This window comes from Leptospira sp. WS58.C1, from assembly GCF_040833995.1.
Taxonomy (GTDB): Bacteria; Spirochaetota; Leptospiria; order Leptospirales; family Leptospiraceae; genus Leptospira_B; species Leptospira_B cinconiae.
Genome location: NZ_CP162137.1, coordinates 453159 through 476227, shown reverse-complemented (window position 1 = coordinate 476227; position 23069 = coordinate 453159). Strand labels below are relative to the sequence as shown.

Here is a 23069-nt window from a genome sequence, read left to right as displayed (position 1 = left end):
TTTCTCCCGGGAGAAACGTTTTCCGAACAACAACGGGTGAGCCTTCGTTGGAAACCCAGCCAAGGAGCCGAAAGTTATCTGATCGAACTTTCGGAAGACCGGGAATTTTTAAGAGTCCACCATTTTTATAAGACCAAAAACTTCCGTTACGAATTTAATTCACAAGATTCCAAATTTTACGTGCGTGTAGTCGGGATCAATGTGGACGGGGTAAGAGGAGTTTCTTCTCCTATCATTTCCTTATCGGAAAAATTCGCCGCGGCTCCGAAAGTTAAGGTGGAAAGACCTTCTACAGTCGTTGCTTCTTCCGAGGAATTACGGATCTCGCTCGGCGATCCTAAAACCGGCGGACCTTCTTCCAATTCGATGGGATCTCCAAATTCTCAAAAACAAGTTCCTGTCTCAACTTATTATAGAGTGAACGGAGGCGAATGGCAAAAGTATGAAGGTTCCATTTCCCTTTCCCAAGAAGGTTGGAACGAGGTGGAATTTTATTCAGAAGATATATTAGGAAATAAAGAAACGCCTAAAAAGACAAAGTATCTGAAAGACACCACTGCCCCCCAGGTCCGTTTAATCGGAGAGAAAAAGGGGCAATCTGGTCTGATAGAGATCAAATCCGGAGCGGAACTTACATTACAAGTTACTGAAGAAGGTTCCGGATTGGAAGAGATCACTATCAACCTTACCGCAAGAGACGGAAGCGGAGCGGAAGTAAATCTAACTCTATCCGGAGAGGAAGCTAAGAAGCCGATCAAAATATCTTCCCTAGGTATAGATGGTCTTTCTATTCTTCGTTGGGAAGCAAATGATAAGGCGGGAAATTATATCCAATCGGAGATACCCTTATTGATAGATGCAAAACATCCAGTATGCGTATTTGCTCCGTCGGAAGGTAAACTCCGAGAAGACGGTATCTATTATTTAAAGGAAAACGGGTTGATCACGATCCGTTGCGAAGATCCGGGAACCGGATCAGGGATTTTCAAATTGGAATATAAGATAGACGATACCGCGGTTCTACCATATCAAAATCCGATAGGATTCAATAAGGGAATTCATACGGTTACGGTTTATACTTCGGACAGAGTTGGAAACCAAGCGGAGTACAAGATCAAAGTGAACGTATTAAAGCCGAACTGGCAAAAGACCGGATCCGAACTCCAGGAAAATTAGTTTATTAGATTTTTATTAAGAGAAAAAGAAGAAGGGACCTGCTTTATTAGCAGATCCCTTTTGGCGGTTTCTAATTTTCTGTGCTTGGTGAATTGGAAGAACTTGTAGGCTTAGCTGCCGGAACAGGAGAGCTCGGTTTGTTATCCACTTTTTGGATCTTAGTTTCAGGAGGAGTGGTATCTACTATAAAAGCGATCTTTTTGACCTCACTTTCGTTACCTACCGAATCCACTGATTTAGCTTCGATCGTATGATTCCCTTGTGCTTCTACGGAAACGGGATCAGAATACGCTTTCCATTCTCCAGAATCCAATTTATAGAAGATCTGTTTAATTCCTGATAATGTGTCGGAAGCCTTGATGGTAAAAGTATTCCCGCTTTTTACGAAAATTTTATCTTTTACGGTCACAAGTGCAGACCCGAAAAGTTCTACTAAAGGTTTTTCTTGATCTACCGTTACTGCCAAAACGGAATCGGTAGAAGAGTTTCCGGACTTATCGGTTGCAGAAAACTTAATAGTATTCACTCCTGCTTTTTCTAACTGTATCGGTTTACCGTCATACACTTTTGGCTCTGAGCCGTTGATTGAAATTTTGATATCCTGAACTCCGGCCAAGTTATCCTGAGCGGTAATAGAGTAAGTCAAACCCTTTGTGGCATAGTTCGTATTCTCATGAACTACAAGTGCGGCACTCGGAGTGATCTTTGTAGAAGGAGGAGTATTATCGACTAAAACGTTAAAATGTTTTTCAGGCTCTTTGTTTCCCGCCTTATCCACCGCCCTATACGTGATCTTAGTCAGACCTTCCTTGACCAATGTAATAGAAGAAACGTATTTATTATAATCGCCCGATCCAATCTTATATTCGATGTAATCCACAGTGGAGCCTTCATCCTTGGAGTTAAACTCGAAGGAAGATTGGGAATTGATATATAGATCCGGTTTTTCTCCGGAAGACGATTCTCTATCTGTAGCGGACGGTTTCGTAGTCTCCGCCTTAGGAATAGTGGACTTAGGAGCGGTTGTGCTTGGTGAAGTTTGAGCGAGAATAGCGCTGGAGACTAGCAAAGTTGCCAGAGGGACCCATAAGGGATTGCGATTCATTCTTTTCTCCATTGGAAAATTAGTGTTATCACTGTTTGACGATAAAAAATCCACGGAATCTTTCCATTTCTTCGTGAGAATTTAGAAAAAATTCCGACTAAATTTCGTCACCTTGACGGAGAAAATTATCTACTTCTTCTTTTCCTTTTGGGAGAAGGACCCAGCTTTCCAAAATTTATAAACCGGTAAAAAACTGCCCAAAACTGGTAATAACATTAAAATAGCGTAGGTTTTTGAAAACAAACTTGTGGTCCCACTCTGGACCACATTAGCGGTGTTATATAAAGTCAGATCAGAAACGATCACTACACATAAATCCTGATTTTGTAATGTAGAATATACGAAATAAACGGGAATATAAGCTAGATAAAAATACAAACAGATCAAAAATGGAAAAGTAACAAGCGCCTGTCCCACCAATCCTCCGGACGGAGTTCCGTACCATACTAAAAAAAGGCATAACATAGAAACTGCGAAAGACACCTGGGTGAATAAAAGAAAAATACTATCATCACCTTGAGTACAGGTTCCGGTTTCTGCTAAAACGATACATATTGGAATGAGTAGGAATAGAAGATCCCCGGACCAGAACAGAATTTTTTTGAGTATATTCATTTATTTCGACAAAAGTTCCTTTAAAGCGATCGCATTATTATATTCCAAATTTTTAAAAGAATATAAAAATGTGATCACTTTTTCAGCCAAGGAAGTTTTTAATTTATTCAGACTTTCCGAATTTGAACTTTATCCGCATCGAGTCGTTTATACGATAAAATCTTTCGGATCTCTTCTGGGACTATAATAGTGATAATCACTTTTTCCCAAGCGAACCAACATTTGGATCTTTTCTCCAGGTTTTAAACTAGCTTCGAATTCTTTTCTGAGAAGATCCATTTCAGAATATTCTTGTAGTATTTGGCTCAATGGATGAAGAGAAAATCCGTTTTTAGTCGCAGCCAATTGAAGACGAAGGTAATCTCTTCCCGCCTGGACCCAATCGATGATCTCGTTATGATCCGTTTTCAAAAAAATAAATCCTTTCGAACTTTCTACCTGAGAAGTAAACATATCCATCCCGGCTTTTTTATTTTCCGGTGAATGCCAACTTTCTGCTCCGGGTTTTAAAAAAAAGTTTCGAGCAAAGTAATATTTCAAACCGGAAACTCCTGTCGCTCTAAGGGAAAGGCCGTCTTTAAATTTTCCGATCTCTTCGTCATTATAACGAAACCAAATTCTGGATTCTTCGTATGTATTATAAGTATCGGTTTCCGCCTGCATAGCGGCGATCAATTGGTTTCTCAATTTTTCTGATCCTGCTTTTGGAACAAATTTCAGTTCGGAATACAAAACTGCGGAGTCTTTGCGAATCTTCTCAAAATCTTGCCAAGTAAGATCTTCTCCTTCATAAATACTTCTTCGAGTTAATCTCTCCGAAATAAATTCCGATAGGGGATTTTGGACCAGATCATCTCGTTTGATCAGAACGATTTTAGCGATCGGTTTTTTGCCTATGTCCGCAATCGTATATTTTCCATCCGGAAAAAGAGAAACTTCTGCAGAATATCCCAATATCTGAATTCCTAAACTTAAGTTCTCTAAAAAGGTACCTTGGCCAATATGGATTTGCCGATACGTTGGATCCGTATCTTTTAATAAACGTTTTTCATCCACATACAAAAGTGCAGAATAATCATCTATAAGTTTGAATTTCCAAGGCTGAACATTATGTGGATTCGGAGCAGTAATCCCGATACGGATCGCTTTCAGAATGGGAGAGATATTTTCGGAAAGAAATTCGGGATCGAAAGGATTTTTTCTTTCGTAATCATATCTATCATTAGGAGAAGTTTTACAATACTGTAAAACTTGAGAAGCAGATAGAAAGATTCCGAAACGAATACCGGATTTCAGAAACGTTTTTCGACTCATGGAAACCATGGCCGAAAAAACTAAGGGAAATCAAGTCCCAGTCAATCCAATTCGAAGGAATTATTCCCAATAATTTATCATCAATTCTTTGGACCAATCCGGCTGAGTGATCCCAGACATTGGTAGGAATTCCCTCATCACAGGTTTAATATCCACAACAGGAGTTCCATCTATCGCATCCAAATATTTTACCAAAAGTTTTTTGCCGTCCCTTCTCAGAAGTTCTACGATCGTAGAACCTAGATGGTTTGGACGATTTTTCTTTCTTTGGACAAAAATCCCTACCTTTGGCCATTTTTTATTTTCTCTGGGGTGTTCGCTGCCTAATATAGGCTCCGATCCGATCGATTTATGAAAGATATAGATGATCTCTAAATGGGAGAATGTTTCGATCCCATCCAAGGACTCAGCGGGAATATTATCTTCTAACTCGATCTCGGAAACAATTTCCGCCCAGTAATCGTCCTGGATTTCTGATCTTGAGTTCGAGACCTTTGCGATCGGCCGAATCGTAAATTCCATAAAAGCCTCTTTCATCTGAAAAGATGTTTTAAGAGACGAATTAAATTACACTTAGGCAAGAAATTAATAAGCGAAGTCGATTAAAATATTGAGAGAATACGGGAACCGACTAATAACGTCGGCCCGCGTTAGGTAGGTTTAGTTTCCGGCTTCCGGTTTTGCAGTTAGGAATTTTTTCAGAGTCTCCAAATCATCTTCCGCAAATGAAATCGTGATCGGCTTAGTCCCAGAATAAAGTCTTATAGCGAAAAAGTCAGAAGCCAATATTTCAGCTTCTTGCTCTTTCGTTAATAAAAATGTCCCAGTGAGTTCCTTATGAGTGCGACTAGTGGTATTCATAGAGGTCTTCGTCTCTGTAGATTGATTTTTGCCAAACGAGCTAGTGGAACTGGAATGCCCTGTGGAATTATTTCCCGTGGTTGTAGTAGTTACGCTTGTGTTATATGTAGTGATCGCTTGAGAATCCAAGTTTCCCAAGACCAAAGTTGAATCTTTAGCTCCAATTCTGATGAATCCGCTTCTCTCCAGAGGATGACTATTCGCTTCTGCGGTAACCTTAAATCTTGCCACTGTTGGATTTATTTTTGTTTCATTAACCTCTCTTGAAAAATCAAAAATAGTATTATATCTTGCCCACGAATCTTCCTCTTTAGACAATTTCCACATTTTCATCGTGATGATATGAGATTTTTTGAAATCATCCTTTATAATGATCACTTTTCCGTAAGTGCTACACCCTACGAGAATTGCGAACAAAAGAAATACAGATATTTTTCTAAACAAGTTGTTTCTCCAATTAGTATATAGAATCCTATCCCCTGCAAATCTGCGACAGGTCAAGAGAGTATTTTTGAAATTTATGATAATAAGTTGAATAAGGAACATTATCTCATTTTGGATAACGTTCCTTTAGTGATAAACGTAGTTAGTTTATTCTAAACGGATAATATAGAACAAGATCATTCCAATTCCATTCCAGGTCGAGCAAGCAAAAAGTTTTTAAGATAATTGGAATTTTTCTGATCGAACGTGAATGTCAAAGGGTAAGATCCCATATATAAGCGAATACTAAAAGGTTTACCTTCCAGTATAGCCTGTTCGTCTTCCCTTTTTAGCAAAAACATCCCACTCTGTTCCTTGCTAGTGTGCGTCCGAACGGAAGTTCTCGTCTGGGTATTTGTTCCTCCAGTCTGCTGGACTTTCGTAAAATCTACAAATCCACCTTTTGCATTCATGATCGCATTTGCATTCGCAGAGCCGATATTCGCAGAATTTACGGAAGTCGTAGTAGTAACGGAACTATTCGTAACTAGTTGACTATCGGAGTTACCGATCACAAGGGGACTGATCTTCTCACCTATTTTCAAAAAACCGGTCTTAGCAATTGGAGCATCGTTAGTCTCGCCATGATATGAAAATCTAATGGAAGTAGGGACCGCCTTATTATCAGGTCCTATCTCCCTTGTAAGATCGAAATAAAAGTAATACTTTAAATAGGTAGGTGCGCCGAAATAATCCAGATACGGTTCGTTTGATAAAAGCAATAACTTCATCTTTACGATATGAGTATTCTTAAAATCGTCTTTAATAATATTTATATGCCCAAAACGAAAAGTCAGGCAACTTTCGAAAAATAGAGCAAAAACAAAGAACCAAACTAAAGTCAAAATCCTAAACAAATTTAAACCCCTTACCTATATTGATACACATATTAAACTTATCTCCTCGTCAAGAGAAACCGGCCAGGTTTCTCAAACGAAACCAGACCCCGCTATTTCATTGACAGGGGATGGGTACCGAGATCCACTCTAATTGTGGACCGAAATCGTATCGCATTAGCAGTCACCTTTGTTGTCACCATTCTCTCCCTGTTCGTCGGACTTATTAATTTAGTTTCCAACGTTTCTTCTTCCAAACTCACGAAAGTGGATGCAGGTTCCGGATTCGGGACCGACAGGTTGGGAGCGGCTCTGATCAAAATAGAAGGAGAGATCCATTCCGGTCATTCCAGCTATGATTCTGCAGGAGCTCAAACCGTATTGGATCAACTTAGATCGATTGAAGATGATTCGAATATCGTTGGCATCTTGGTAGAGATCAACTCTCCCGGTGGATCCGTCGGTGCTTCTCAAGAGATCTATAAAGAACTAATGTATCTCCGAAAGGAAAAAAACAAAAAAGTCGTGGTATCCATGAAGGATATCGCGGCTTCCGGCGGTTATTATATAGCTTCCGCTGCGGATAAAATTTTCGCGTTAGGGGGAACTTTGACCGGCTCTATCGGAGTGATCGCGATCGCACCGAATATAAAAGGACTTTTAGAAAGATACGGAGTAAAGGTCCGTACATTTAAAGAAGGAAAATATAAGGACTCACTTTCTCTTTTTAGGGACAATACTCCGGAAGAAGACGCGATGATCCAAAAAATGCTCTCCGATACCTACGAAGAATTTATCGAAGATGTAGCTAAAGGAAGAAACCAAACCGTAAAATTCGTGGAAGCATTGGCAGAAGGTAGGATCTACTCCGGTCAGGACGCATTCCGAAACAAACTCGTGGATGATATCGGCGGCAGAAGAGAAGCGTTGGCCGAACTTTCCAAACTTTGTAATTACGACGGGACTCTTCCTTTATTCGAAGAAGAAGCAAATCCATGGGATAGGTTCTTCCGATTAATGCAGGCAAAGTCAGGCGGATTTCTCGGCGGAGAAAAAGTATTTCTTCAGGAGCTCAAACGTTCTCCTGTTTTAGTTTTATACCCTCACTCAATGGCATGGTAATTATCCCGTGTTGAAAGAATTATTCGGCAGATTTATAGATCTTTTAGACGCGGTGCTATTCGAACCGTTTCGTGTGGAAAATGTAATTTCTTCTTGGGGAACTTATCCGCTTAAAATAGTCGGTTTCTTAGTTCTGCTGCTTGCTTCCGTAAGCGCAGGAGCGGGTTATGTTTTCATCACTCCTCCGTTCACAGGAAGAAGTTTCGGACAATTCCTTATTGCGGCACTGACTCATTTATTGTTCTTCATACTTTTACCCTATACGATCGCATTCATCGTGGATGGATTAGCCCAATCCAAAGGGAAGAAGGGAAACGCAAATACCACTCTCAGATTTGTGAACCTTTCTCTTTCTATATTTATTTCCAATGCTGCTTGGGCCATTCTACTTGCTCAGCTGGGATTAAAAGGAGGATTTGGAGTTTTTACTTTATACTCGATCCATTACGGATTGTTCATGGTAGTATTGGTTCGAGGGACTTCTTATATTTACGATCTAAAGTTTAAGGATTCCTTATTCATCAATATTTTCACATTTATCGTAACATTCTTCCTGCCTTTGGCGATGTATTCGGCCGTGATCACATCGTTTAATCCTTCTCTTCCGTAACATAGTATATGAATATTCTAATCACTAACGACGACGGGATCTCTTCCAACGGGATCCTTGCTTTGGAAAAAGTTTTAGGCAAAGAACATAATACCTATTTAATTGCTCCTCTTAAAGAACGCTCTGCAACTTCTATGGCATTGAGTATCTACGATTCTTTGAGAGTAGAGAGAGTGAACGAGAATCATTATATCGTAGACGGATACCCTGTAGACTGTGTGAACATCGGACTTCATGGGAAGATTTTTCCTAACATTGATTTGGTTCTTTCTGGGATTAATCGCGGAGTGAATATGGGACATGACGTACATTATTCTGGAACGGTTGGTGCGGCAAGGCACGGCGCTATTCATAATAGAAAAAGTTTGGCAGTCAGTTCCGGAAACTTGGACAAAAACTACGATTATATCAAGGAAGCGGAACTGGTCCACGAAATCCTCGGCTCATGGGTTGAGGAGTTTATCCCGGGAATAGTTTATAATATAAATATTCCCGAAAAATTTGAGGATTCGTTATCTGCTATTGAAATTGCTAAGTTAGGCAGAAGAACCTATATAGACACCTACGAATCTAAACCTATCATAGGAGGTATTTCGGACTTTTTCTTAGGAGGATCCCACTTGGGATATGTTCCTGAAGAAGGTACCGACTTCGATACATTCTTCCGTGGAAAAATACCGATCACACCTTTAAGTTTGGATCAAACTTCTCCACTTGAATTGGAAGAATTCAAAAAAAGGATCCGGGTAAAATCGAAGTAAATGGAAAAGAAAACTTCCAGAAAGATCCCAGCCAAAAGAAGGATTTTTACGGAAATCCTAAAAGAGAATTATACGATCGCACTCACATTGATCGATCGGGAAATGTCCGAAACCGGAAAAGATCCGGAACTACTTTATAATTTTGCAATATGCTGTTCCAGGACCGGAAACCATAAAAAATGTGTCTCCATTATCGAAGAATTGCTGGAAGAATTCCCTAAATTCTCGGAAAGAGACAACGCATTCAGAATGATGATCTATTCTCTTATCAGGACTGGAGATTACAAAACCGCTCTTGCAAAAACGGATGAACGTCTCAAACTTTCTCTGGATGATATCATTCTTCTTTCCCTAAAAGCATCCGCATTGGAAAAGTCCGGCGACACGAAAGCCGCAATCGAAACTCATTTAAGAATTTTACGACTGAGACCGGAACAGAAAAACAGCCTAAATTCGGTGGCATATCTTCTTTTAGAGGGAAAGGAACCGAAACCGGAAGAGCTAAAACTGGCAATGGAAAATATCAAGCGGGCTCTACAATTGGATCCGGAAAATCCTGCTTATTTGGATTCTTTCGGAGTACTTTTGAGCAAATTGGGAAAAATGGAAGAAGCCAGAAAGGCCTTTGAAAAAGCCATTACCAAAGCTCCCAACGAAGATATAATTTTGGAACACCTGAAAAAACTGACCCAAACAAATAGACAAGCGACTTGACACCTCGACCTTTCGCGAAATCATGGACTTCGATCCGGGATGTAGCGCAGTGGTAGCGCATCTGTTTTGGGTACAGAGGGTCGCTGGTTCAAATCCAGTCATCCCGAATCCCTCTTTTACAAAACAAAAGACTCGGTAGCTCAGTTGGATAGAGCAACTGCCTTCTAAGCAGTGGGTCGGGGGTTCGAATCCCTCTCGGGTCACCAAACATGGTGAGCGTAGCTCAGTTGGTAGAGCTCCAGATTGTGGTTCTGGCTGTCGCGGGTTCGAGCCCCGTCGTTCACCCCAAACTCTTCCAAACCATAAAAATCAAATTAACTTAATCGGAAAAATTGGGGATCGAAGCTTTTGCACGCAAGCGTTTGCAGCGATCCATAGAGAGCGTCGCAAACGCGCCGCAAGCCAGGGATGGCGAAGCGAGTGCAAAAGACGCCGTGGAGCCAAGTCGAGCAGGATGCGAGACTGCGTAACGGCGAGCCCAATTTTGCGACCCATAGGAAGCAAAATTCCCATCGGGTGCCGAGCGGAGCGAAGGCAAATCTGGAATGAAACTATCTGCATCCGAATTAACACGAAAGATCGTTCACCCCAAAGTTCTTCCAAACTATAAAAATCAAATTAACTTAATCGGAAAAATTGGGGATCGAAGCTTTTCGCTAACGAGTCAAAAACAGCACGATCGCAGCTATTGTAATATCCGCAAAAAAATGCACCAACACGGGATAATAAATTCCCTTACTCAAAATTCGGATAAGCCCGGTCATCAAACCATAAATTCCGGCAAGTCCGACTCCCACCCAACCTCTTGGAAATCCGTGTAAATGTAAGATCCCAAAACTTAAAGCTTGGAAAACAAGAGCCCAAAAAAGGGGAAGTTTTGCAGTCAATAAGGCCTCGAATAAAATCCCCCTGAATAAAAATTCTTCCGCAATCGCATTCACTATTGCAAAGCCGATTCCTGCCGCAATAAGCAAAGGAATATCTCCCTTTGGAAAATTCTCTTTGATATCGCTGATATCGGGATCCAAAAGATAAAACCAAAGAATCAAAGCGATACTTGCTGATAGAACAAATAGAACGGAAAGTCCTAGGACTTGTTTGGTAACTTCTCCCTTAGCCCACCAACGTAATAACCCTAAATTTCGAATTTTAGAAAAATTCAAAAAGTAAAAACCTAAAGCCACAATCAACGTAGCGGGCCAAAAATTTTTAGCAAAAGGAAAAGTATTAATAAAAGATAATGTAACCAGAGGGATATTTAGATAGAATAAGGACCTCCATTTAAATTGAAATCCGATCAGTAAAAGTAGAAGAAGTACGATCGGAACGATATAAAGACTCCTGATTTCTTCGAAAACGGCTGTCCCGAAAACAACAATGGATAAATAGATAAGATAACTTTCCCAAGTATTTGCTTTGTATTCAGGTACATCGATTCTTCCTGTTTCCGAAAAGTTCATATTATCGCCGGAAGATCTATTCGTAGAGTTGGATATCCTTAATGCAGGAATCCGGCCCAAGGCTTTGGAAAGTCCCCTGCACTGCCCAAATCCAGATCCCATTCGGATATTCTTTTTGAGGGACAGAGCTCCCGTCCTTCTTCAAGGGAACTGTCGCAGTTTCAGACCCGCAAAAATCCAAAACGATCGAACTATATTCCGTATCGTCGGGAAGTCTGGATTCCTTATCCACGTTGATCGCTTCTCTTTCTAAAACTTTAAGAGAAAGAGCCGGAGTATTTCTAGAACACGCGATAACTTTTAATCCTTTCCAGTTGGTCGGAACATAAATCCCGGACTTCAGCCGATGAGAAAGTCGTAACTCCAGATCAAAATCCACCTTCATGGAAGAAGGCCTCAACTTTCTCCACTCCGTATCCAAATTCCCATCCGCCAGATAAGGAGCCTGTGAAGAACGATCTACTAAATAGGAATCAGTGAAATCAAAACGTAAAAAAGGAGGCTCGGATTTATAAGACTCCAACTTGGAATTGGTGGTAGAGTATAGATAAAAATTGGAAAAAACCAGCCCGACAATGAAAACGGCTGCCCAAATTTTTGAAACGGCGTTCAATTTTAAAAAATCCACTGCATCCAAAGATGTCGATTTCCTAACCGAGAAGCAAGAAGGATTTCCTTTCTTCTTGTCGAAAGAAAACCGATTTCGAATCATGATTCTCGGAAAGAAATTTCAAAAAAGGCGGTTCGCGAAATGCTTATTGGAATTACCGGCGGCACGGGACTCATAGGATCCATGTTGGCGATCCGCTTGAAGGCAGAAGGACATAGAGTCCGCATTTTTAGCCGAAGTGGAAAATTGCCGCCTAGACTCCAAAGAATTTCAGAATGGGACGTTCGAATCGGCTCGCTCCCAACCAGAGCGGATTTAGAAGGAGTCAACGTACTCATCAACCTGGCGGGTGAACCGATTGCGGGAGTTCGCTGGACGCCTGAATACAAACAAAGGATCCGTTCTTCTCGCGTAGATTTCACCAGGGATTTAGTCGCAAGACTCACCTCCTTGGGAGAATTCGCTCCCAAAACATTATTCAACTCTTCAGCGATCGGGATCTATGGATCTTATGACGCGGGAACCCCGCCTTTCGACGAAGATAGTCCCGCAGCGGATGACGAGTTAGGCACCCTTTGTAGAGATTGGGAAGAAGAAGCTTTAGAAGCGGAAAAAGCAGGTATAAGGACCGTTCTACTAAGAACAGGAGTCGTATTAACCACGGAAGGGGGAGCACTCGCCACCATGCTCCCTGCATTCAAATTATTCGCAGGCGGTCCGATCGGAAGCGGAAACCAAATCCTTTCTTGGATCCATATCGAAGACCAACTCTCCGCAATCATGTTCCTGATCAGAAAAGAAGAGGCAAGAGGGGCATTCAATCTGGTATCTCCTGAACCTCTTTCCAACGAGCAATTCAGTAAGGTTCTGGGAAAAACTCTAGGACGTCCATCTTTCACAAGAATGCCTTCCTTTGCACTTTCTCTCGCATTCGGCGAAGGAGCCATCGTAGCAACGCATGGCCAAAGGGTAGTGCCTAAACGACTCCAAGAATTGGGTTATAAATTCAGATACCCGAATCTGGAAGCGGCGCTTCGAAATTTATTGGGCTAAAACCTGTTCGGATTCTGAAGCCCGCGCCTCGGGCGGACTAAAAAGTTTTTTGAAAAATTCTCCAAACCTTTAAAAACGGATTGTCCGATCCGATTTAGAATGGGTCTAATCTTTGTATGGAAAACACAATGCCTGGTTCATTCAACGAACTACTCAAAACACATGATAAACCCATCCTAGTGGATTTCTGGGCCGAATGGTGCGGTCCTTGTAAAATGGTAGCCCCTGAGTTGGAAAAATTTGCACAAGCTCACCAAGGGCAAGTCACCGTAGTGAAAGTCAATATAGACGAAAAACCTGAATTGGCTCAACAATACGGAGTTCAATCCATTCCGACCTTGATGTTATTCAAAGGCGGAGAAATCGCCGAAAAGGTGGTGGGAGCAATTCCACAGGCACATATGGAGAAAGTTTTTGCCCCTAAATTGGTTTAAAATTTTGTTCACTCTACGGGAGGAAACTCGCAACGTATTGGAGCGGTTCCTTCCGCAGCGATCTTTTGGGCGACTCCCTCGCTTACCCGAGGGCCGCGCTACTCCGGACTACGCGTTCGCTCCGGTCTCGGCAAATCGCATTCAATATTCTGAATATAGTTCCTATCGGCCGTGACCGCTTCGCGTCCTACGTATCGCTGTCGCGATTACCAATTCACAATCTCATCTACTTCTTCTTGATTTAAACGGAAAGACTCATAGTCTCCCGAAGTTTTAGGAAGAGTCCGAAATAAGAACGCACCGAATCCTTTTGCAAAAGAATCGAATCTGGATCTTTTAGAACCGGATACTCGATCAAACACCGCCTGCTCCAAAAACTCGGAAAGAACCAAAGCGCCATAAGCCTGATCGGAAAGATCCACTCTATACGTTTCCTTCCATTCTCTTGGTTTTTCCTCTATACTCTTATTCCAATCCGATAGGAGATCCTCTCCTAACTGAGAGATCTCTTTTAGCTCGGGATATTTTTTAGCAGAGTCGAAATTCTTCTTCAATTCCGAAACGAAAGAATCTCTGATCTTTGCCCGATTCATAGCGCCAAGCGCATGATCCGTAATGATCAAGTGGGTTCCTTCCCAGGTCTCGTTGATAATACAATCATTATGAAGTCTTGGCAAACAAGTGTAATCCCCGATAATGCCGGAACCGCCCAGAGCCATAATCGCTCTATGAGTGATCTGAGAAGAGAGGGAAGATGATCTATACTTCATCAGAGGAGTGGAGATCTGTTCCGCTAAAACCCCTTTTTGGGTCCAATCTATCCCGCGGAAAATCGGCATAACCAAAGCAGCATACAAGATCCTCATCTCTGCAAGTTCTCTGGAATATGCAGGAAAATCCTGGATCTTCTTTCCGTAAGCAGTTCTATATCGAGAATATTCTCTGGCTTCCATGAAAGCCCTTCTGGACATTCCGGAAGCGGCAAGACCTACATGGACCCGTGAAGTCCGGATCACGTAACGGATCAGGTTTGCGATCCCGTGTGCAGGCCTTCCCAAGGCTTCGGCTTCTAGATCCTCGTAAACGATCTCTACGGTGAGTTTTCCTTTAGAACCAATAATATCTTTTTTTCTTAATATATGATGTCCATTCAGTTCTCCGTTATCCTTTATACGAGGAACCAGGAATAACCCTACCGTTTCGGTATCTTCTATCTTCGCCGTGGTGACCCAAAGATCTCCCGGATTGGAGCAAAACCATTTTTCTCCGTTCAGGATCCATTTCCCATTCTCACCCTTGCGTGCGATCGTGCGGTTGGCGCCTACGTTACTGCCTCCAACTCTTTCGGTCACATACTGTCCCGCCATAAAATGGGAGAAGGAACCTTTTCCTGCCACCAATGGAAGATATTTCTTTTTCTGTTCTTCCGTTCCGATCCCTTGTAGAACTCGGATCATACCTTCGGTCATAGCCAAAGGACAGGTTACTCCACCTTCTCCATTCTGGTTGGCTAGATAAGTTAAAGCCTGTCTATGAAGATCCGTAAAAGGAAACTTCCATTCATCATGAAAATCTAAATTAACAATTCCGTAATCGTAAGAGATCTTTCTGGAAAGTTTTTGTTCGTGGGAATAAACGATCTGGTCTATACGATTTCCCGTTCGATCGTATTTGACTACTTCTCCGTATTTACCTTCCTTATGAGAGGCTTCCGTGAGTTCGTCTAAAATACCCCCGACCAATTCTCCATAACCCTTGAGATGGTCCAACATCGCTTTTTTATGATCCGGTTTATAATCGGAAGAGTACCTTTCCACCACTCTCTGGAGGACCTTGTCCTCTTCATAAAAATTTTTACCTCTATTTCCCTTATAACCGGTTAAGTCGTAAGAAGATAAACCTGGGTTTTCGGCTAAGCGTAATGGATGATTCATATAATTCCCTAATAATCTTACTTAAAACTATATTAGGGTAAATCATACGAACTGCGACTATTTTTTTGAATTTTCTAATATAAGCAAAATTCGTTAAACGTTGTTCGTTTTAAATGGATTGGATCGGTTTAAATCTGCCTTTTTCCAATACGTATTTTTTCTTGTTCAATTCAATTATTTGACCTTCATTCAACTCCATCAGATTTTCCAAATCCTCTTCGATTGTATGAACAGATCCTTTAGTAATTCTAGCTAAATCCAGATATTCAGTATTAATCCCTGCGTAGGAACCGCATAACACTACTCTTACAGGTTTTTGAATTTGGCTCATCAAAGAATAGTCCCGCATATTGGAGAAATTATCCGCAATCAGGATCAGCTCTTTACATTCGGGACAGACTGCCTGTGCTTTGATCAAAGCCTCAATATCATTTTCCGGGCTGTCGCCTCCGTATCCTCCGCTAATGGCAGCTTTCGCTAATTTTTCTAGTTCCTCATAATTTTTCAATTTTTGGAAATAGATCCCTCCGGTCTTTCCGGTTACTTTTTTTTCATCGGGAGTACGGTCTCCATCATTAAAAAAAACGAATGCTCTCTCGATCCTCTTAAGGGTCTGCAATTTAAAATAAAGGAATAATTGCTGTGTGTAAGGAAACATACTTCCGGTAAGGTCTCCAACAATCGCCCCGTTCCATTCCTTCTTTCTTTCCAAAACTTTCGAAACGATTTCGTCTTTTTGAAATTGTGGAGAATGTTTCGATACGGTAACACAAGATTCAGAACGACTTTCGACGGAGATTTCCGGTTTCTTTCCGAATAGGATCTCTTTTTCCTTCTTCCATGTTTCGCCAGACGGTTTTTGTCTGTAATTTATAGCAAAGCCGTGAAATTTATCCGAAGTATTTTCTTTTTCACCGCAAGATTCGTATTTCTTTTCTTTCCATTCCACTAACAAGTTGTTTTCCAGTGTAGGGAATATTCTCAATAATTCTTTTCTTCTTTCCTTATCCAATCTTTGTTGATCGTAAAAAGAATTTTTACAAATCGAATGAATATACGTAACTGTTATGAAGGTCCCTTCCTTTACTTCGGTGGGGATTTTTACGTTTTTGACTTTGGATTTCATAAAATCCATAGAGAGTAAGAATTGTTCCTCGTTCTCCCTTTTCAAAATTAATGGATCTTCTCGTTTTGCCAAATCCTTTGCCGGTTTTGAAGGTAAACTTTCCGGTTCAATACAGGTTGATGTGGGAGATGCGTCCTGGGCCAAAAGAACGATGTGGAAAAAAAAGAAGAATAAAACGGCTAAAAATTTCACTCGAAAACCCTCTAGTATAAGAGTTATTCCGAAATCTTAACTTTAAGCCATGAAAACGATCAGAATTAGGAATAAATAGAAACCGAAAACAAGGAAATAGTCGTAAAAAGCGGAGAAGACCCCGTTTCCCTAGGATTTTAAACCATTAATATTCTAAAACCAAACCTTCATAAGGTGCGATCTCGAATACCACCGGAATTTCCATCTTCTCCGGTTTTCTATGCGTGGAGATAAGTATCTGAGCGGTGCGGTTCGCATTTGCTACGATCTTTTTGGACTCATTCTCAAAGTTCAAAATAATCAGGCATTTTTTCTTTTCGAACTCTCTGGTGTATTGCAGAACTCCAGGAGGAGAATCGTAATCCAAGGCGAGTGACCCTTTTTTCAGGATCTCGTTCCCTTTTCTTAGCCATATTAACTTTTTATAAAAATTTAATAAACTATCGATGGATCTGGATTGGGTTTCCACATTTACGGATTCGTATTTGGAAAAAACGGGAAGCCAAGGTTCACCCTTGCTAAAGCCTCCGTTCACATCTCCGGACCAACACATCGGGAGTCTACAGTTGTCTCGGCTCGGATAAACAGGCCAGTATCTGATCCCTACCGGATCTTGGATGCGATTTTTAGGGACTCGTTCGTCCATCATTCCCAGTTCTTCCCCGTAATATAAGAAAGGAGTTCCTCTCAGGGTCAAAAGCATTAGAGCGGCTATCTTAGCTCTAGCGGTCGTCTCTTTTCCCTTTGAATATCTGGTGATATGTCTGCGGAAATCATGATTACTTAATGTATAATTCGGCCATCCCTTATCTCGGAGATACTTCTCCCATTCTTTGATCACATCCCTGAATTTTTCGGCCTTCCAAGGTGTGTAAAAGAAAGCAAAGTTGAATGCCAGATGAAGTTCGTCCCCCTTCGCTCCGTAATAAGAAGCGGGGAGTGCGCTTGTACCGGGAGGTTCCATCATCACTTCACCTACGGACATTCTATCTCCGTACGAATCCAAAAGTTTTCTGAGGTCTTTCAGAATGTCGTGCATTTCAGGACGATCACGATCGTAAATATGGTTTTGCTGATCGAAAGGTCTTGCGATCCATCTTTTACGAGGATTACTTCTTAATTCCGAATCCTTAATGAATAGATTCACAACATCCAAACGGAAACCGTCCACCCCGAGATCCAGCCAATTTTTGACCATAGAGAAGATCGCTTTTTTAACCTCAGGATTTCTCCAATTCAGGTCGGGTTGTTCCGCTAAAAAGGAATGATAATAATATTGACCTGTGGTTTTGTCCAAGGTCCAAGCCCTTCCCCCGAAAGTGCCCATCCAATTATTAGGAGGTTTTCCATCCACTGGGTCCTTCCAAATATACCAATCTCTTTTAGGATTGTCTTTGGAAGATCTGGATTCTAAAAACCAAGGATGTTGATGCGAAGTGTGGTTCGCAACCAGGTCCATAATGATCCTGATTTTCCGTTTATGAGCTTCTTTTAATAAACGTTTGAAGGTGTCTAAGTCGCCGAACACTGGATCGATACTTTCGTAATCCGAAATATCGTATCCGAAATCATACATTGGAGAAGGATAGATAGGAGAAAGCCAGATGGCATCGATACCCAGAGAATTCGGAGTCCCATCATTTAGATAATCCAGTTTTTGGATGATACCTTCTAAGTCGCCGATTCCGTCCCCGTTTGTATCATGAAAACTTCTAGGATAGATCTGATAAACTACCGCGTTCTTCCACCAGTCGGCGTCTATTTTTTTGCCCCGGCGTGGAGAATTAGGTTTTTTCATCAACCTAACAGATGCCGCGGTTTCTTTTTTTCTTTTAGAAGTGACTGTGGAACGACTACCCGAATCCATACTGGGAACCATTTTTAAAAAACGAGTTCCCCTGTCATCCTTTCCACCGGCTGGATTATCAAGATCTTATCTTCCAAGGATTTTAACAATTCTGCATCTTTTACCTGTTCTCCGTCCTTGGTCTGGAGATAGAATGAGTCATAAGCATAGTCCGCAGAAGTCGAGACCCTCAAATGAGAAACTTTTAAACCGAAATCGAATACTTTTCGTAATATCCGATACACTAAGCCTACCATATCAGGCATACGGACTTCCATAATGGTGGTATCCGTAACATCTTCGTTGGAAAAACGAACGGAACGATTGACGATACTTTCCGGGATCGTCTTACGTGGATTCCACTCCGTTCTTTCGAAAGCGATACTGTCTCTTTGTAATTCTCCGGAAGCCATCAGTCTAAGTTTGCCTTCCATCCTGGAAAGTCTTTCGGAAGAAATATTACCGCTCCCTTGAGAATCCGTTACTTGAAGAATATGGATCTGGAATTCTTCGAAAGTATAACTCTGCATCCCAACCAGATTTAATCCTTCGGAAGAAACGGAACAACAAAGATCCAATAAGATCTCGGGAATATTTCGACTTACTACTTCAACAGTTACGAAAGCAGGGTCTTGTTCCAAGTCCAAGAGTAGATCGGAGTTAAGGTCCTGGCTCAGAGAAGTAATCGATTTAAAATATTTTAATATTTTTCTATTCGACACTGTTTTCAAAAAACTTACCGGGATAACCGAATACGCAAAAGAAGCGATCGTTTTGGCGATCTTAGGATCTTGTCCTTCTTTTTCGGTTAAATATGCAACTAAGTCTTTTGCAAGTGCGATCCGTTCTTCTTCACCATGAGCATCCTCATGGTCTGTTCGATTTGTAAGGAAGAAGTTTATGGAATTTTTATAAAGTTCGCTTAAGATGGCTTTTTTCCAATTCGTAAGAACATTCGTACCGACTGACTTGGTATCGATAATGGTCAGAATATATAAAAGTTTGAGTCTGTCCGGGTTAGAAACAGTTCTCACAAAGTTACGTATCAAGATCTTATCCGAAATATCTCTCTTAGAAGAAAGTTCCGACATCAGGATATGTTTTTCTACCAGGAAACGGAATAGATCCGTATCTTCTTCCGATAGACCTAAACGAGATCCGACAGAAACGGCAAGTTCCGCACCGTATTCCGAATGATCGCCTTCTTTCACTTTTCCGGCATCATGAAGAAGAATTGCCAAAGCCAAAATTTCGGTCTTATCACATTCTCCGTAAACTTCGAGGATCTCTCTGTCTTCGAACTCTCCCTTATCCAAACGATCCAATTCATGTAGGATCAAAAGGGTATGTTCATCCACAGTGAACTCATGATGATAACTAAACAAAGGAAAATTCGTACATGCACCAAACTCAGGCAAAAGCGCTCCGAGCACCTGGCATTCATGCATTAACTTTAATATCCTTCCTCTATCTTTTTTATTCTGTAGAATTCGGATAAATTCCCCGTTCACTTCCGCAGAATATCTGAAGTCGTCGTCCAAAAAGTGAGAAGCGAATCTGATCTCGCTGAGTAATCCGCCGGAAACCTCTAAACCCGTTTCTTGGAACATTCTGAAGGTTAGTAAAAGATCCTTGTATAATGTATGAGGATCCGCGAATAAATTTCCTTCGTTAGGAGGAAAGATCGTATTCCCAATCTTCAAGAATCGGATCCCTTCATATTCGAAATTTTGGGCCTCTTCTTTTTTTTGAGCCGCTAACAAAGAATCCAAATAGATACGAACGATAAAAAATATATTCTTCTGATGGCTATAGAGAGTGTTCATAAACTTCTCTATAGTTTGCATATCTTCTTTTTTACCGAAGCCAAGATACTCAGCCACTTCAGGTTGAAGATTCAGATCCAAACGATCATGTTTTCTGCCTGTAAGAATATGAAGCGCTGTCCGGACGCGGATCAAAAAATCGTAAGCTTCTTCTAGGGCCTGGACTTCTCCACTTTGAAAAAAGGGCAGAACTGCAAGTCCGCCCAAAGAACGGATCGGGCTTCTGGATTTTTCGGTCCAGTACAAATATTGGATATCCCTCAACCCGCAGAGATCCGTTTTTAAATTCGGTTCCGAAAGAAGAATAGGTCTTCCTTCTCTTAAGAACCTTTCCGAAAGTTGCTCCTCTTTAGCCTGGTTGTATCTGGTTGCAAACTTTGGAGGAAGTTTCGCCAAAAATTCTTCCTGGTATTTTTTGAATAATTCCTTGGAGCCTGTCAGGAAACGACTGTCTAAAATCGCATGAAAACTGGACATATCATCCAAATAACGAAACGATTCTTTGATGGTCCTGCATGTATGCCCTACTTCTTTTCCGGAATCGTAAAGGTACGTATTAATGGACGAGATAATCTCCGATAGTTTGGAATCCGGAACTCCATTATGTAAATATAATATATCTACGTCCGAATGAGGCGCCATTTCCATGCGGCCATATCCGCCTAGGGCGATAACCGCGACTTCTTCCCCTTTTTTTAAAATGCCGGAAGACTTTTCAAACCTGGTCCTCAAAAAGGAATCTATAATAAATGTGAGCTGACGAGAGACCAAGCGACCGGAAGCGACCGCCCTACTTTTTTCCAAAAGCCTTTGAAAACTATAGGAGATGTCTAATTCTAAAGGCAAGTCTCGTTCCTACTAGCTGTTAGACTAAGTTTACTTCAATTTATCGCCAGGGTTAGCACCTCTATGAGGCACAAAAAGACTGAGTCTATCGCCTTCACCGGAAGCCAAAAGCATAGCTTCCGAAACCCCGAACTTCATCTTTCTAGGTTTCAAGTTGGCAACCGCAACAATCGTCAACCCTATCAGATCCTGAGGTTGATAAGCGGCTTTAATACCTGCAAAAACGTTCTTAGTTCCAAGAGGACCCAGATCCAATTTTACTTGGACTAATTTATCCGCACCTTCCACAGGACCGGCCTCTATAATTTTACCGACTCTCAGATCTACCTTGCTTAGATCCTCGATAGAAATTTCCAAAATTCCTTCTGCCTTAGTAGGAGCGGACGGAGTTGCAGGTGGAACGGATTTAGTTTCCAAAGCGTTTTCTTCTAACATGGTTTGAATCGATTTTTCCTCTACACGTTTGGTGATCATTTCGTAAGCGGATACTTTTGTTTTTTCCAGATCGGAAGAAAGATCCGCAAACTCGGGCTTTTTATTTAAACCTAAAATTTTATACACCTTCTCCCCTGATTTAGGAAGAACAGGATACAGATAAATGGAAAGAATTCTGGCTGCATTCAAAGCGACGGTTACCGTTTTTCGAGCAGCTTCCGCATCCGATTTAATCTGGATCCATGGGGCAAGATCGTTTACGTATTTATTCGCAATATCCCCTAAACGAGAACATTCCTTCATTACTCTGGTATAATTTCTGGTTTCATACCATTCTTTGATCTTGGATTCGGAGCTTCTAAGTTCGTCCAAGACCTTCTTTCCTTCCGCATCCAAACTACCCAAAGTTCTATCAAGTTTATCTAATATAGAAGTAGCTACCCTGGAAACCAGGTTTACAAAATTCCCTACAAAGTCCGAATTTACCTTCGCAGTATAATCGTCGAAAGAAAGATCCAGGTCGTCCATTCCTTGCCCGAGTTTCCCAGCCAAATAGAAGCGAAGATGTTCCGGATCCAAATGTTTTAGGTAACCTTCCGCCTTGATGAAAGTGCCTCTGGACTTGGACATCTTTTCTCCGTTCACGGTTATAAAACCGTGGACATGGACCTGAGTAGGAGAACGATATCCGCTTCCTTCTAAGGTAGCAGGCCAAAATAAAGTATGAAAATATAATATATCTTTTCCGATAAAATGGGAGATCTCCGCCTTCTCGTCTTTCCAGAAGGAATCGAATTTTTTACGATCCCCCTTGAAATGATTCAAACTGGAAGCCATATAGCCGATAGGAGCATCTAACCAAACATAAAAATATTTTTCGGTCTCGCCGGGGATCTTAAAACCGAAATAAGGCCCGTCACGAGAAATATCCCAATCCTGAAGCCCCGTCTCGAACCATTCTTTCAGTTTTTTACGAACACCGTCCGCAACGTGGGAATCCTTTTCGACCCAGTCGGAAAGATATTTTTCGAAATCACCCAACTTAAAAAAGATATGTTTAGAATTTCGACTAACGGGTGGGTTACCGCATAAGGAGCAATGAGAATCTTTTAGATCCTTAGGAGAATAAGTTGCTCCGCAATTCTCGCAGCTATCTCCGTATTGATCCTGGGTCCCACAATTCGGACAAGTCCCCTTGATAAAACGATCAGGAAGGAACATCTTATCGGTATCACAATAGGCCTGCTCGATCTCTCTTTCCGATATATGCCCCTTTCCCTTCAAAGAAAGATAAATTTCCTCGGAAAGGATTCGATTTTCTTCCGAGTTAGTGGTATAATAATTATCGTATCCCACTAAAAAGCCGGAGAGATCCCGGTAATGTTCCGCTCTGACTCGGTCAATCAATTCTTCCGGGCTAATCCCTTCTTTTCTTGCAGCAAGCATGATGGGTGTGCCATGGGTATCGTCCGCGCAGAAAAAATAGCACTCATTGCCTATAGATTTTTGATAACGAACATAAATATCAGTCTGGATCGCTTCCAGAACATGGCCCAAATGAATGGGACCATTCGCGTAAGGCAAAGCGGAAGTAACTAGGATCTTTCGTTTTGTTTCGGAACTCACATAGTCAGGTTGAGAAAAATTCCCCCAAAATCAACATGGATTTTCATTGCAAAACCGCAGGTTGGGTTAAAATACATCGGAAAA

Annotated in this window: 21 protein-coding genes and 3 tRNA genes; 11 read left to right on the top strand and 13 right to left on the bottom strand. The window is 41.4% G+C overall.

All coding sequences use genetic code 11. The features are described from left to right. Positions 1–36: 36 nt before the first annotated feature. Positions 37–1176 carry a hypothetical protein gene (locus AB3N61_RS02220; RefSeq protein WP_367898372.1) on the top strand — a complete coding sequence of 380 codons (1140 nt, stop codon included), beginning with the start codon at positions 37–39 and terminating at the stop codon, positions 1174–1176. Between the two features lie 70 nt (positions 1177–1246). On the opposite strand, the gene ompL47 is transcribed toward AB3N61_RS02220, so the two are convergent. Together ompL47 and AB3N61_RS02210 are read right to left on the bottom strand one after the other, a co-directional pair. Beyond that, entirely contained in the window at positions 1247–2281 is a 1035-nt protein-coding gene (gene ompL47 / locus AB3N61_RS02215) for a multi-beta-barrel domain surface protein OmpL47 (RefSeq protein WP_020769456.1), read from the bottom strand. Positions 2282–2410: 129 nt separating this feature from the next. Further along, complete coding sequence (locus AB3N61_RS02210; RefSeq protein ID WP_367898371.1) at positions 2411–2896, bottom strand: hypothetical protein; 486 nt, start codon at positions 2894–2896, stop codon at positions 2411–2413. On the opposite strand from AB3N61_RS02210, the gene AB3N61_RS02205 reads away from it, so the two are divergent. After that, positions 2883–3083 carry a hypothetical protein gene (locus tag AB3N61_RS02205; protein ID WP_367898370.1) on the top strand — a complete coding sequence of 67 codons (201 nt, stop codon included), beginning with the start codon at positions 2883–2885 and terminating at the stop codon, positions 3081–3083. The genes AB3N61_RS02210 and AB3N61_RS02205 overlap by 14 nt on opposite strands. On the opposite strand, the gene AB3N61_RS02200 is transcribed toward AB3N61_RS02205, so the two are convergent. The 4 genes from AB3N61_RS02200 to AB3N61_RS02185 all read right to left on the bottom strand — a co-directional run bounded on the left by AB3N61_RS02200 (position 3044) and on the right by AB3N61_RS02185 (position 6285). Next, positions 3044–4210, bottom strand: a complete 1167-nt coding sequence (locus AB3N61_RS02200) for an Acg family FMN-binding oxidoreductase (protein WP_232421000.1) — start codon at positions 4208–4210, stop codon at positions 3044–3046. The two genes, AB3N61_RS02205 and AB3N61_RS02200, sit on opposite strands and share 40 nt — an antisense overlap. A 60-nt stretch (positions 4211–4270) precedes the next feature. Further along, a complete protein-coding gene (locus tag AB3N61_RS02195; protein ID WP_036089552.1) occupies positions 4271–4732 on the bottom strand; it encodes an SAM-dependent methyltransferase in 462 nt (153 codons plus the stop codon). A gap of 138 nt (positions 4733–4870) precedes the next feature. After that, positions 4871–5449 carry a hypothetical protein gene (locus tag AB3N61_RS02190; protein WP_367898369.1) on the bottom strand — a complete coding sequence of 193 codons (579 nt, stop codon included), beginning with the start codon at positions 5447–5449 and terminating at the stop codon, positions 4871–4873. A gap of 242 nt (positions 5450–5691) precedes the next feature. Beyond that, positions 5692–6285 carry a hypothetical protein gene (locus AB3N61_RS02185; protein ID WP_367898368.1) on the bottom strand — a complete coding sequence of 198 codons (594 nt, stop codon included), beginning with the start codon at positions 6283–6285 and terminating at the stop codon, positions 5692–5694. Positions 6286–6546: 261 nt separating this feature from the next. On the opposite strand from AB3N61_RS02185, the gene sppA reads away from it, so the two are divergent. The 7 genes from sppA (at position 6547) to AB3N61_RS02150 (ending at position 9885) form a co-directional block, all read left to right on the top strand. Further along, entirely contained in the window at positions 6547–7512 is a 966-nt protein-coding gene (sppA, locus tag AB3N61_RS02180) for a signal peptide peptidase SppA (RefSeq protein ID WP_020769551.1), read from the top strand. A 7-nt stretch (positions 7513–7519) separates the two neighbouring features. Further along, on the top strand, positions 7520–8122 hold the full coding sequence (locus AB3N61_RS02175) for a hypothetical protein (RefSeq protein WP_367898367.1): 603 nt from the start codon (positions 7520–7522) through the stop codon (positions 8120–8122). A gap of 8 nt (positions 8123–8130) precedes the next feature. Beyond that, positions 8131–8883: a 5'/3'-nucleotidase SurE gene (gene surE / locus AB3N61_RS02170; RefSeq protein ID WP_367898366.1), complete on the top strand. Its 753-nt coding sequence runs from the start codon at positions 8131–8133 to the stop codon at positions 8881–8883. Continuing rightward, positions 8884–9597, top strand: coding sequence for a tetratricopeptide repeat protein (locus AB3N61_RS02165; RefSeq protein ID WP_020769659.1), 714 nt, complete (start codon positions 8884–8886; stop codon positions 9595–9597). Positions 9598–9632: 35 nt separating this feature from the next. Then, a tRNA-Pro gene (locus tag AB3N61_RS02160) sits at positions 9633–9704 on the top strand. Positions 9705–9726: 22 nt separating this feature from the next. Next, positions 9727–9803 (top strand) — tRNA-Arg (locus AB3N61_RS02155). A gap of 6 nt (positions 9804–9809) precedes the next feature. Then, positions 9810–9885 (top strand) — tRNA-His (locus AB3N61_RS02150). A 368-nt stretch (positions 9886–10253) separates the two neighbouring features. On the opposite strand, the gene AB3N61_RS02145 is transcribed toward AB3N61_RS02150, so the two are convergent. Together AB3N61_RS02145 and AB3N61_RS02140 are read right to left on the bottom strand one after the other, a co-directional pair. Then, positions 10254–11057 (bottom strand): CPBP family intramembrane glutamic endopeptidase, encoded by an 804-nt coding sequence (locus AB3N61_RS02145; RefSeq protein ID WP_020769500.1) that lies wholly within the window; start codon positions 11055–11057, stop codon positions 10254–10256. Positions 11058–11073: 16 nt separating this feature from the next. Further along, on the bottom strand, positions 11074–11685 hold the full coding sequence (locus AB3N61_RS02140) for a hypothetical protein (protein ID WP_412758399.1): 612 nt from the start codon (positions 11683–11685) through the stop codon (positions 11074–11076). Between the two features lie 123 nt (positions 11686–11808). Here AB3N61_RS02140 and AB3N61_RS02135 point away from each other — a divergent pair, with 123 nt between their 5' ends. Both AB3N61_RS02135 and trxA read left to right on the top strand, forming a co-directional pair. Then, entirely contained in the window at positions 11809–12720 is a 912-nt protein-coding gene (locus tag AB3N61_RS02135; protein WP_020769741.1) for a TIGR01777 family oxidoreductase, read from the top strand. Between the two features lie 128 nt (positions 12721–12848). Next, positions 12849–13154 (top strand): thioredoxin, encoded by a 306-nt coding sequence (gene trxA / locus AB3N61_RS02130; RefSeq protein ID WP_020769684.1) that lies wholly within the window; start codon positions 12849–12851, stop codon positions 13152–13154. A 206-nt stretch (positions 13155–13360) separates the two neighbouring features. On the opposite strand, the gene AB3N61_RS02125 is transcribed toward trxA, so the two are convergent. The 5 genes from AB3N61_RS02125 to metG all read right to left on the bottom strand — a co-directional run bounded on the left by AB3N61_RS02125 (position 13361) and on the right by metG (position 22985). Then, positions 13361–15088, bottom strand: coding sequence for an acyl-CoA dehydrogenase family protein (locus AB3N61_RS02125; RefSeq protein WP_367898364.1), 1728 nt, complete (start codon positions 15086–15088; stop codon positions 13361–13363). A gap of 109 nt (positions 15089–15197) precedes the next feature. Beyond that, the gene (locus tag AB3N61_RS02120; protein WP_367898363.1) at positions 15198–16406 is read right to left on the bottom strand and encodes a hypothetical protein; all 1209 of its coding nucleotides are present in this window, start codon (positions 16404–16406) and stop codon (positions 15198–15200) included. A gap of 145 nt (positions 16407–16551) precedes the next feature. Next, entirely contained in the window at positions 16552–18273 is a 1722-nt protein-coding gene (locus AB3N61_RS02115) for an alpha-glucosidase (protein ID WP_020769611.1), read from the bottom strand. A 14-nt stretch (positions 18274–18287) separates the two neighbouring features. Next, positions 18288–20924: a bifunctional uridylyltransferase/uridylyl-removing protein GlnD gene (locus AB3N61_RS02110; RefSeq protein WP_367898362.1), complete on the bottom strand. Its 2637-nt coding sequence runs from the start codon at positions 20922–20924 to the stop codon at positions 18288–18290. 30 nt (positions 20925–20954) lie between these two features. Further along, entirely contained in the window at positions 20955–22985 is a 2031-nt protein-coding gene (gene metG / locus AB3N61_RS02105; protein WP_367898361.1) for a methionine--tRNA ligase, read from the bottom strand. Positions 22986–23069: the final 84 nt, after the last annotated feature.

Excerpts from the sequence above, each read along its gene's own strand:
- AB3N61_RS02210 (WP_367898371.1), bottom strand. The coding sequence starts at position 2,896 with ATGAATATACTCAAAAAAATTCTGTTCTGGTCCGGGGATCTTCTATTC.
- AB3N61_RS02200 (WP_232421000.1), bottom strand. The coding sequence starts at position 4,210 with ATGAGTCGAAAAACGTTTCTGAAATCCGGTATTCGTTTCGGAATCTTT.
- AB3N61_RS02135 (WP_020769741.1), top strand. The coding sequence starts at position 11,809 with ATGCTTATTGGAATTACCGGCGGCACGGGACTCATAGGATCCATGTTG.
- trxA (WP_020769684.1), top strand. The coding sequence starts at position 12,849 with ATGCCTGGTTCATTCAACGAACTACTCAAAACACATGATAAACCCATC.
- AB3N61_RS02115 (WP_020769611.1), bottom strand. The coding sequence starts at position 18,273 with ATGGATTCGGGTAGTCGTTCCACAGTCACTTCTAAAAGAAAAAAAGAA.
- AB3N61_RS02165 (WP_020769659.1), top strand. The coding sequence starts at position 8,884 with ATGGAAAAGAAAACTTCCAGAAAGATCCCAGCCAAAAGAAGGATTTTT.
- AB3N61_RS02185 (WP_367898368.1), bottom strand. The coding sequence starts at position 6,285 with ATGAAGTTATTGCTTTTATCAAACGAACCGTATCTGGATTATTTCGGC.
- AB3N61_RS02195 (WP_036089552.1), bottom strand. The coding sequence starts at position 4,732 with ATGGAATTTACGATTCGGCCGATCGCAAAGGTCTCGAACTCAAGATCA.
- AB3N61_RS02145 (WP_020769500.1), bottom strand. The coding sequence starts at position 11,057 with ATGAACTTTTCGGAAACAGGAAGAATCGATGTACCTGAATACAAAGCA.
- ompL47 (WP_020769456.1), bottom strand. The coding sequence starts at position 2,281 with ATGAATCGCAATCCCTTATGGGTCCCTCTGGCAACTTTGCTAGTCTCC.
- AB3N61_RS02125 (WP_367898364.1), bottom strand. The coding sequence starts at position 15,088 with ATGAATCATCCATTACGCTTAGCCGAAAACCCAGGTTTATCTTCTTAC.
- surE (WP_367898366.1), top strand. The coding sequence starts at position 8,131 with ATGAATATTCTAATCACTAACGACGACGGGATCTCTTCCAACGGGATC.